The organism is Ochrobactrum sp. SFR4 (assembly GCF_019730395.1).
Taxonomy (GTDB): domain Bacteria; phylum Pseudomonadota; class Alphaproteobacteria; order Rhizobiales; family Rhizobiaceae; genus Pseudochrobactrum.
Genome location: NZ_JAAPBB010000755.1, coordinates 1 through 274, shown reverse-complemented (window position 1 = coordinate 274; position 274 = coordinate 1). Strand labels below are relative to the sequence as shown.

At 55.8% G+C, this 274-nt stretch carries 1 pseudogene; it reads right to left on the bottom strand.

The features are described from left to right. Positions 1-259, bottom strand: a pseudogene (locus tag HBA93_RS21105) (pyridoxal-dependent decarboxylase); the annotation flags it as partial. Positions 260-274: the final 15 nt, after the last annotated feature.

Here is a 274-nt window from a genome sequence, read left to right as displayed (position 1 = left end):
CTTCATTGAAAAGCTGTTCGCGTATTTTAAGGGCAATGCGGTTGCCGCATTGATTGCTGTCACACGGCACGTAGCGGAACATAACCGTGGAGAGCGGCGGGTTCTGTATCAGCTCCAATTGATCGCGGGCTCTGATGGCTGTTGCCGCAGCCTTGGCATTGTCCAGTGTTTTGCACACCATTTCGCTGATCCCGTCACGCCCCACAGAGCGCATGGTGATGGCGACTTTCAGCGCATCGCCGCGTCTTGTGGTTTGCATGGAGCGCTCCACAAG